This is a genomic window from Streptomyces sp. NPDC088400 (genome assembly GCF_044753355.1).
GTDB lineage: Bacteria > Actinomycetota > Actinomycetes > Streptomycetales > Streptomycetaceae > Streptomyces.
Map to the genome: position 1 here is coordinate 187896 of NZ_JBIVMZ010000016.1, position 7915 is coordinate 195810.

Annotated in this window: 1 protein-coding gene; it reads right to left on the bottom strand. The window is 71.8% G+C overall.

All coding sequences use genetic code 11. The features are described 5' to 3' along the window. Positions 1–16: 16 nt before the first annotated feature. Positions 17–7912: an SDR family NAD(P)-dependent oxidoreductase gene (locus tag ACIQD6_RS31820; RefSeq protein WP_401889292.1), complete on the bottom strand. Its 7896-nt coding sequence runs from the start codon at positions 7910–7912 to the stop codon at positions 17–19. Between the last annotated feature and the right edge of the window lie 3 nt (positions 7913–7915).

The window sequence follows — 7915 nt, forward strand, 5'->3', positions numbered from 1 at the left end:
CGGGGGCTGGTCGCGGTCAGCGCTGACCCAGCTCCTTGTCGATGAAGTCGAATACTTCGTCGGGGGTCGCGGATTCGAACGGTTGCCCGCCGGCGTCCCGCTGGTCCTGCTCGTCACCGTCATCACGCCACGTCTCCAGCAGGGACTGGAGGCGGAGCGTGATGCGTGCTTTCTCGCGGCTGTCCGGCTGCCGCATCCGCAGCAGCGCGTTCTCCAGCCGCTCGATCTGCGCGAGCGGCGACGCCACTGCGTCGGTGCCGTCCGGGAACATCGCTCCGCGCAGGTACGCCACCACGGCGCCCGGCGTCGGGTGATCGAACACCAGGGTGGCGGGCAGTTGCAGGCCGGACAGCCTCCGCAGCCGGTTCCGCATCTCGACCGCCATCACCGAGTCGAACCCGAGCTCGCGGAAGGCACGCTGCTCCGCCACCGCCTGGAAATCCCGGAGTTCGAGGACCGTCGCAGCCTCCTGCCGCACGATCGCCAGCAGCTCGGCGTACTGGTCGTCGGCGTTCAGCCCGGCAAGGCGGCCCCGCAGCGACCGAGTGTCGTCGTCGGACGCGTCGGCGTCCGCCGTGTCCGTGGCCCTGACCAGTCGCCGGACCTCGGGCAGGTCCTCGATGAGCGGACGGCGCCGGGCCACGGTGTAGGTGGGAACGAACCGTTCCCAGTCCACGTCGGCCACGGCCACGAACGTCTCGCCGAGGGTGAGCGCCTCGTGCAGCGCCGCAACGGCGAGGTCGGGCGCCATCGGGCGGATGCCCACGCGCGACAGGTACTCGTCACCGTCTCCCTCCGCCATGCCCCCGCCGCCCCAGAGACCCCAGGCGATCGAGATCGCCCGGCGGCCCCGACCGCGCAGCTGCTCCGCCACCGCGTCGAGGTAGGCGTTGGCTGCGGCGTAGGCACCGTGCAGTCCGCTGCCCCACACACCCGAGTTGGAGGAGAACAGCACCAGGTCGTCGACCGGGTGGTCGTCGAGGGCCGCGAGGAGGTTCTGTGTGCCGGTCACCTTCGCCCGCAGCAACTCCGCGAACGTGGCGGGGTCCGACTCCCGCAGCGTGGTGCGCTGCGGTACACCGGCGGCGTGGATGACGGTGGTGATCGGCGGGTGATCGCCGCCGCCGAACAGACCGGCCACCTGCTGAGGGTCGGCGATGTCACACGCGACGACGACGGTGGGGGTACCCCGGCTCGTCAGCTCGCGCGCCAGGTCGCCCGCGCCGGGCGCGTCCGGCCCGGTACGGCTGACCAGAATGAGCTGCTCGGCGCCGTTCCGGGCCAGCCACCGGGCCAGATGGGCACCGAGCGCGCCGGTACCTCCGGTGATCAGCGCCGTGCCACGAGGCTTCCACTCCTGGTGGCCGCGCGCGGGTGCCGGAGCGTGCTGGAGCCGACGGGCGAAGATACCGGCCGGACGAAGGGCGATCTGGTCCTCGACCGGCTCGGCCAGCGCGGCGGCCAACTGGCCGCCGGTACCGGGCTGCCAGGCGGCGGGCAGGTCGATCAGACCGCCGTAGTGGTCGGGGTGTTCGAGGCCGAAGACCCGGCCCAGACCCCACACCGCCGCCGACGTCGGGTCGGGGGCCCGGTCGGTCCCGGGCGCGTTGACAGCGCCACGGGTCAGAACCCACAGCCGCGCTTCCTCCCGCTCCACGGCGGCCTGCATGACCGCCAGTACGGACGCCAGCGCGACGGGCAGGCCCGGGTGGTCCGGATGGCTCCGGTCGAACCCGGCCGGCAGATAGGCGATGTGCTCGACGCCCGTCAGCAGCTCCGCGACACCAGTGCGGTCGACGTCAGGGTCGGCAGGCAGCACCCGCACCTCGACCTCGGCACCGGCCTGCTCCAACGCCTGCCGTACATCGACGACTTCGGCCTCGGCATGGCACAGCACAAGCCACTTCCGGGGCAGCTCACCCGCGTGCTGGGCGGCCAGCGGTGTCCAGCCCACGCGGTAGCGCCACGCGTCACTCGCGGAGGCCCCGACCGGCTGCGCACCGTTCGCCGTGGCGGCGGGCGCGTCCAGCCAGTAGCGCTGACGCTGGAAGGCGTACGTAGGCAGCCCCACCGGCTCCGCGGCGGGCAGCAGCTCGCGCCAGGCCACCGGCAGGCCGGCCGCCCAGGCCGCACCCAGGCTGGTGAGCAGCTCCGCGGTCTCGGGACGGTCGCGGCGCAGGGTATGCAGCACCCGCCCCTTACCGTCGTCGTCACCGTCGCCGAGTACGGTCGACAGTGCGAGCCCGAGCACCGGGTGGGGACCGACCTCGATGAACCGACCATGGCCGCGGGCCTGCGCGGCCCGGACCGCGGTCTCGAAGAGCACCGGCTGTCGCAGGTTCCGGTACCAATACCCGGCATCCAGCTCCTCATCGGCAACCAGCTCACCGGTCACCGTCGACCACATCGCCACGTCGCTGCCGCGCGAGGACAACCCCTCCAGCCCCGCCCGCAGCTCCTCCGCGATCTCCTCCACCTGCGCGTGATGGGAGGCGTAATCCACCTCGATCCGCCGGGCGCGCACTCCAGCTTCCTCCAGCCGCGCGCACAACCCGGCAATGGCCTCGGGCGGGCCGCTCACCACGATCTGCCCGGGCGCGTTCACCGCCGCCACCGTCACCGACGGCGGCAGATATGCCTCCGCCTCCTCCGGGTCCAACGCGATCGAGGCCATGGTCCCGCGCCCGGCCAAGTCCCGCAGCGCCTGCGAGCGGAGGGCGACCACACGGGCGCCGTCCTCGACACTCAGCCGGCCCGCGACCACCGCAGCCGCGATCTCACCCTGCGAGTGCCCCACGACAGCATCGGGCTCAACCCCCGCCGCACGCCACGCCTCCGCCAGCGAGACCATCACCGCCCACAACACCGGCTGAACCACATCCACCCGGCCCAGCCAGTCCCGCTCCCCGCCCGTCAAAACCTCACGCAACGACCAGTCCACAAACGGATCCAGAGCCCGCTCACACACAGCCATCCGCTCAGCGAACACCGGCCAGGAGAGCAGGAGTTCACGCCCCATTCCGACCCACTGACCACCCTGACCAGGGAAGACGAACACCACACCGGAGTCCGCCCGAGCCGACGGCGACCGCCCACCAGCAACCAACTCATCCAGACCGGCCAGCAGTTCATCCACATCCGTGCCGGTCACCACAGCCCGCTGCTCCAAGGCGGCCCGTCCGGCCAACCCCGCAGCCACACCCGACAACCACGGCCGGTCAGCCACACCCTCTGCCTGCTGGGCTCGCACAAAACTCGCCAACCGCGCCGCCTGACCGCGCAGACCCGCTTCACCACGCCCCGACACCACCCATGGCACCAGGCCCTCATCACCCAACGGCGTGGGCGTCTCTGCCTCACTCGCAGCCGCCTCGCCCGCGGGCGCCTCCTCCAGGATCACGTGGACGTTGGTGCCACTCACCCCGAACGAGGACACACCCGCCCGGCGCGGACGACCGCCGGCCTGCCACGGCACCGGCTCCGTCAGCAGCCGTACGTCACCGGTCGCCCAGTCCACGTGCGGCGACGGTGTGTCGGCGTGCAGCGTGGCCGGGAGACGGTGGTGCCGCATCGCCATCACCATCTTGATCACACCGGCCACTCCGGAGGCGGCCTGCGTGTGGCCGATGTTCGACTTCACCGATCCCAGCCACAGCGGACGGTCCTCCGGCCGGTCCTGGCCGTACGTCGCCAGCAGCGCCTGCGCCTCGATCGGGTCACCGAGCTTGGTGCCCGTGCCGTGTGCCTCCACGGCATCGACCTCACCGGCGTCCACCTGCGCGTTCGCCAGGGCTTGCCGGATCACCCGCTGTTGGGAGGGGCCGTTCGGCGCGGTCAGACCGTTCGACGCGCCGTCCTGGTTCACCGCCGATCCACGCACCACGGCCAGCACCTGGTGACCGTTCGCCACCGCGTCCGACAGCCGCTCCAGCAGCAGCAGACCGACGCCCTCGGCCATGCCCATGCCGTCCGCTTCGGCGGAGAAGGACCGGCACTGGCCGTCCGGCGACAGCGCGCCTTGTTTACTGAACGCGACCAGTGCTCCCGGCGACCCCATGATGGCGACGCCTCCGGCGAGCGCCAGCGAGCACTCCCCCAGCCGCAGCGCCTGGGTGGCCAGGTGCACACCGACCAGCGACGACGAGCACGCCGTGTCGACCGTGACCGCCGGCCCCTCCAGGCCGAAGGTGTACGCGATGCGCCCGGACAACACGCTGGACGCGCCACCGGTGAGCAGATGCCCCTCGGAACCTTCGGGGGTGGCTGCCAGGCCCGCGCCGTAGTCCTGATAGTTGGAGCCGACGAAGACGCCCGTCGGGGTTCCCGCCAGCGACTCCGGGTCGATCCCGGCACGCTCGAAGGCCTCCCACGCGGTCTCAAGGAGCAGCCGCTGCTGCGGGTCCATCGCGCGGGCCTCACGGGGACTGATGCCGAAGAACTCCGGATCGAAGAGGGCGGCGTCGTGCAGGAAGCCTCCGCCTCGGGTGTGCACGCTGTCCGAGCGTTCACGGTCCGGGTGGTGGAGCAAACCTTCGTCCCACCCGCGGTCCGTGGGGAAGCCCGAGACGGTTTCGCCCCGTGCGGAGAGGAGGTCCCAGAGGTCCTCGGCAGAGTGCACACCGCCGGGGAGGCGGCAGCTCATGCCGACGATGGCGACGGGCTCGCCACTGAACGCCACTGTCCGGGGGGCGGTCGCGGTGGCCGGACGGCCGCCCCACACCTCGGTCTTCAGGAAGGCGGCCAGAGCACTGGGCGTGGGGTAGTCGAAGACCAGCGTCGCGGGCAGCCGAACCCCGAGGGCGGCGTTGAGCCGGTTACGGAGGTCGACAGCGGCCAGCGAGTCGAACCCGACGTCGCGGAGCGCGCGGTGGGGGGCGACGGCGTCCATCCCGGTGTGACCGAGCACGGACGCGGCCTCGGCCCGAACCGTCTCCAACAGTGCGGCGTCCCGTTCGGCCTCGGTTGCTGTGGCCAGCCTGTCCACCAGTGCCGAGGAGGACTCGGCCGGGGCCGTGGAGTCCTGTTCGGCGGGCTCGAGAGCTCGTACGTCGGGCAGCTCGGAGAGCAGGGGCCGTGGCCTCGCCGCGGTGAAGACGGGGACGAACGTGGGCCAGTCGACCTCGGCGACCGCCAGGACCGTCTCCCCGCCGGCGAGAACCTGGGCGAGCGCGTCCAGCGCCCGGTCACGGTCGAGGAACGGCAGCCCCTGGCGGTACATCTGGTCGGGGTCGACGCGTCCGAGGGCGAGCTCGGTGTCCCAGATTCCCCATGCCACAGACGTGATCGGCTGCGAGGCGGCCCGGCTCTCGGCCAGCGCGTCGAGATACGCGTTCGCGGCGGCGTACGCGCCGTGCACCCCACTGCCCCAGATTCCGGCGATGGAGGAGAACAGCACCAGCCGGACATCGGGGTGGTGCGTGCCGAGCAGCTCGGCGAGGTGAGCGGCGCCCTCGCACTTGGCGTCCAGGACGGTGCTCAGATGTTCCGGCGTGGCGTCGCGCAACCAGGCCAGTTCGATCGTCGCGGCGGCGTGGATGACGGTGGTGATCGGCGGGTGCCCGGTATCTCCCAGGACTTCCGCCAACTGCCCGGCATCGGTGATGTCGCAGGCCTTGACCGTGGTCGGGGTACCGCCCGCACGCAACTCCTCGGCCAACTCGACCGCACCCGGAGCCTCCACCCCGGACCGGCTGACCAGAACCACATGCTCAGCCCCGTTCCGCGCCAGCCACCGCGCGAGATGCGAACCCAGCCCACCAGTACCACCGGTCACCAGCACAGTCCCGCTCGGCCGCCACCGCTCACCATCACCGGACCGCACCGGAGCACGCCGCAACCGGCGCACGAACACACCATCCGGCCCGACCGCCAACTGATCCTCCACCGGCTGCGCCAACGCCGCGACCAACCGATCACCCGAACCCGACCGCCAAGCACGCGGCAGATCCACCAAACCGCCGTAATGATCCGGATGTTCAAGACCGAACACCCTGCCGAGACCCCACACCGCCGCCAGCACCGGATCAGGGGCCGAGCCGTTCCCCGGCACGGACACCGCACCACGGGTAAGCACCCACAACCGGGCACCCTCCCGCTCCACAACGGCCTGCACCACCGCCAGCACGACGGCCAGTTGACCCGACAGACCCGTCCCGTCCTCGTCCGCAGGAGCACGATCGGACCCGGTCGGCAGATACGCGATGTGCTCAGCGTCCTTGAGCAGTTCCGCGACACCGGCACGATCGACGTCGCGACCTGCCGGCAGCACCCGCACCCCGACCTGGGCACCAGCCTGCTCCAACGCCTGCCGTACGTCGCCGACTTCGGCCTCGTCATGGCACAGCACAAGCCACTTCCGGGGCAGTTCACCCGCATGCTGGGCGGCCAGCGGCGTCCAGCCCACACCGTAACGCCACGCGTCGGTCCCGGAGGCGCCGGTCAGCGCCACCGCCGGAGGCGCGTCCATCCAATAACGCTGCCGCTGGAAGGCGTACGTGGGCAACGCCACCGGCTCCACGGCGGGCAGCAACCCCCGCCAGACCACCGGCAGACCAGCCGCCCAGGCAGCACCCAGACTGCTCAGCAGCTGAGCCACCTCAGGCCGGTCGCGACGCAGCGTATGCAGCACCCGCCCCTCTCCGTCGGCCAGCACGGTCGACAGCGCGAGCCCGAGCACCGGGTGGGGGCCCAGCTCGACGAACGGACCATGGCCGCGGGCATACGCGGCGCGAACCGCGGTCTCGAAGAGCACCGGCTGTCGCAGGTTCCGGTACCAGTACCCCGCGTCCAGCTCCCCATCGGCAACCAGCTCGCCGGTCACCGTGGACCACATCGCCACGTCGCTGCCGCGCGAGGACAACCCCTCCAGCCCCGCCCGCAGGTCGTCCGCGATCTCCTCCACCTGCGCGTGATGGGACGCGTAGTCCACCTCGATACGACGCGCACGTATCCCCTGCTCGTCCAACCGCGCACACAGCGCGGCCACTTCATCCGGCGGGCCGCTCACCACGATCTGCCCCGGCGCGTTCACCGCCGCCACCGACACCGAAGACGGCAGATACGCCTCCGCCTCCCCCGGATCCAACGCGACCGACGCCATCGCCCCACGCCCGGCCAACTCCCGCAGCGCCCGCGAACGCAGCGCCACAACCCGGGCGCCGTCCTCCACACTCAACCGGCCCGCAACCACCGCAGCCGCGATCTCGCCCTGCGAGTGCCCCACGACAGCATCGGGCTCAACCCCTGCCGCACGCCACGCCTCCGCCAGCGAGACCATCACCGCCCACAACACCGGCTGCACCACATCCACCCGGCCCAGCCAGTCCCGCTCCCCGCCCGTCAAAACCTCACGCAACGACCAGTCCACAAACGGATCCAGAGCCCGCTCACACACAGCCATCCGCTCGGCGAACACCGGCCACGAACCCAGAAGCTCACGACCCATCCCCACCCACTGACCACCCTGACCAGGGAAGACGAATACGACTTCCGAACCGGGCGCCGTGGCGTCGGTGACCACTCCCTCGGACGGCTCGCCGGCCGCCACCGCGTCCAGGCCGGACAGCAGTGCGGCAACATCCCCGCCGGTCACCACGGCCCGCTGCTCCAGACCGGCCCGTCCGGCCAACCCCGCTGCCACACCCGCGAGCCATTGGCCGTCGACCTCACCCGCAGCCCGCCGAGCCCGCACAAAGCTCGCCAACTGCGCCGCCTGACCGCGAATCCCCTCGTCCCCGTGCCCCGACAACGCCCACGGCACAAGTCCCTCACCCAACGGTGCCGGAGGCTCGGCCTCGGCCGTGGGCACCTCTGCCGCAGGGGCCTCCTCCAGGATCACGTGCGCGTTCGTGCCGCTGACCCCGAACGAGGACACACCCGCCCGCCGCGGACGACCACCAGCCGCCCACGGCACCGG